Annotated in this window: 2 protein-coding genes; both read left to right on the forward strand. The window is 43.7% G+C overall.

Going from position 1 to position 2,655, the window contains the following annotated elements; all coding sequences use genetic code 11:
* A partial coding sequence (locus tag AAGA18_16020) for a hydrolase (GenBank protein ID MEM9446848.1) occupies positions 1-543 on the forward strand: 543 nt, incomplete at its 5' end.
* A gap of 141 nt (positions 544-684) precedes the next feature.
* A complete protein-coding gene (locus AAGA18_16025; GenBank protein ID MEM9446849.1) occupies positions 685-2,514 on the forward strand; it encodes an amidohydrolase in 1,830 nt (609 codons plus the stop codon).
* Positions 2,515-2,655: the final 141 nt, after the last annotated feature.

Here is a 2,655-nt window from a genome sequence, read left to right on the forward strand (position 1 = left end):
AACAATACCGGAATAATTGCAGGGGCTTCTAAGTTATTTAATGTACCTACCATCGTTACAACTGTCGCTGAAAAGTCTTTCTCTGGCCCCGTATTTCCTGAAATCAAAGAATATTACCCAGATGATACAAAATACATTGACAGAACTACTATGAACTCTTGGGAAGACGAGAATTTTTTAAAAGCCGTGAAGGCTACGGGTAAGAAAAAGCTTGTCATGGCCGGGCTCTGGACAGAGGTATGTATAACCTTAGCAGCCTTATCCGCCTTAGAGGATGATTACGAGGTGTATGTAATTTCTGACGCTTCAGGAGGGGTTTCCCAAGAGGCTCATGATATGGCCATGACCCGTATGATTCAAGCTGGCGTTATCCCCATGACTTCGATGCAATATCTGTTAGAGATTTACCGTGACTGGGCACGATCTGATCAATATGTTGAGGTTAACAATCTAGCCATAAAACATGGTGGTGCATACGGTTTGGGTATTGATTATATCAAGACTATGCAAAAATGGGCTAAGGAAGCAGAATCAGATAAGTAATTGAAAAGGCTCGACTATCGGGCCTAATTTCTTAATAAACGGGTTCCGTTACTATTTCAACACCACTTAAGCCTTATGTGTCCATAAGTTATGGAATTAGAGCTTAAGACTCTCTAAACCATGAACCAATTAAATCACTAAATGATGAAAGATTTTGATCCAAAAAGACGAGAATTCCTGAAGGGTTCGTTAGCACTAGGCGCCACGGGGATGGTCTTAGCTTCGCCGTTGAGTAGTTTACTAGCACAACAATCCGGTAAGGCTGATATGGTGGTACGTAACGCAAAAGTGTCCACCGTAGACCCAAACCTTCCCTCTGCTGAATCCTTTGCTATTAAAGATGGGATTTACTATCGAGTGGGTTCTAACAATGCTGTGGCCGACTTGGTCGGATCAGATACCAAGGTAATAGATGCTAAAGGTCACAGAGTGATCCCTGGACTCCATGACTCGCATACCCATGGCATCCGTGAAGGTCTGCATTATGCCATGGAACTGCGCTGGGATTGGGTAGATTCTGTAGAAGAAGCACTGGCTATGCTTGCCGAGGAGGTAAAGCATACACCTAAAGGCCAGTGGATAAGGGTAGTGGGCGGTTTCTCTTGGGAGCAATTCCGGGAAAAACGAATGCCTACACTTGAGGAGATAAATAAAATAGCTCCCGATCATCCAGTTTATATTTTTTATCTCTATGCCTACGGGATGCTTAACCGAAAAGCGGTTGAAGTACTGAATTATAATAATGAGCCGATAGACCTCTATCATAAAGGGAGAATTGAAAAAGATAGGAGAGGAAGGGCAACAGGTATTATTACTGCGGCTCCCTCCGGATTGATCATGTACAAAACGCTCACCAAGTTGCCTAAAAAATCAAAAGAGCAACAAATACTTGGAACGAGACATTTCATGAACGAGATGAATGCGCTTGGTCTCACTTCAATTTCCGATGCTGGTGGGGGAGGAATGCAATACCCTGATGCATACGATGTCATGTACGACGTTCATAAGCAGGGCTTATCGACCGTGAGAGTTGGGATTCATACGTTTCCACAGGTAGGTGGGCGTGAGTATGATGATTACAAGCGATGGATTGGAATGGTGAAGCCCGGCGATGGGGATGACATGCTTCGGTTCATAGGAGGAGGAGAGAATATATGCTGGGCAGCTTATGATTATGAAATATTTGCTCAGGAACGCCCTAATCTAGATGCCGATGTTCGAGATAAGGCTATGCCTATTTATAAACTTCTGGCTGAAAATAACTGGCCTTGGCGACAACATATCACCTACAACGAATCGGCTGATATACTGCTTGATATGTATGAAGAGGTAGCGAAAGCTGGAGATGGCAAGTTACCACAGGGTACTATCATTGATCATGGGGAAACCTTTTCTGATAGAACACTTGAACGCATTGCTAAATTGGAGATGGGTATTGCGATTCAGAATAGGATCGCTTATCAGGCTGAAGATTTTGTAAGGCGTTACGGAGCGGCAAAGCTTGCTCAAACACCTCCGATTAGGAAAATGTTAAAAATGGGTATCCCAGTTGGAGGAGGAACGGATGCCACTCGGGTTAGTTCATATAATCCTTGGTATTCCATCTATTGGTTGGCGACAGGAAAGTCAAGAGGTGGAAGGCAGATGTATGGCGATGACAACATTCTCACGAGAGATGAAGCCCTGCAACTTTGGACCACTGGTTCTTCCTGGTTTACAGGTGATCTTGGTAAAAAGGGTGCGATAAAAGAAGGTCAATTAGCGGATTTTTCCATCCTGAATCATGACTTTATGACCGTGCCTGATGTACTTATTCCGCGGACACACGCTAAACTTACGGCCGTAGGCGGAAAAGTTGTTCATGCATACGATATGTTCGAAAAATTTGCACCGAAGGCATTGCCCGATGTTTCTCCGGACTGGTCGCCCTTGTATCGCACGGGAGATTTCAGAAAGCTATACATGAGCTAAATCTGTCCTAACGAAATCAAAAAGGACCGTGATCAATCAAAAAACAGTCGTCTGACCACTTAGAGTGGTCTGACGACTAAGCGTAACACTTATAAATTTTAAAACAATGGAAACTATAGTCAAAACAAACTGGAGTGTGGA

This window comes from Verrucomicrobiota bacterium (assembly GCA_039192515.1).
Classification (GTDB): domain Bacteria; phylum Verrucomicrobiota; class Verrucomicrobiia; order Methylacidiphilales; family JBCCWR01; genus JBCCWR01.